The organism is Psychrobacter sp. W2-37-MNA-CIBAN-0211 (assembly GCF_040309405.1).
Lineage (GTDB): Bacteria > Pseudomonadota > Gammaproteobacteria > Pseudomonadales > Moraxellaceae > Psychrobacter > Psychrobacter glaciei.
On the sequence record NZ_JBEOOU010000538.1, the window covers coordinates 1 to 239 of the forward strand.

At 36.8% G+C, this 239-nt stretch carries 1 protein-coding gene; it reads left to right on the plus strand.

All coding sequences use genetic code 11. The features are described from left to right. Positions 1 to 213: hypothetical protein (locus AAEY72_RS16180; protein WP_352311701.1), on the plus strand; the 213-nt coding region annotated here is incomplete at its 5' end. Between the last annotated feature and the right edge of the window lie 26 nt (positions 214 to 239).

Sequence of the window (239 nt, forward strand, 5' to 3'; positions counted from 1 at the left end):
GACATAAAAGGGCGTGACCGTGTTTACTTTGCTACTAGTAAAGAAGCTTTAGTAAATAGCGGTAGTAGTATGAATCCTAAAAACATAACCGATAGTGAATATTGGGTTATGACTAATTCTAATACAACGCGTAAAAAAATGATGCTTCATGAAGTGGCTCTTTGCCTTGGATATAGTGCAGAGCAAGCTGAAAAAATTCGCGATTACCTGTAAGGAAATATAATGGCTATTCACTCAGG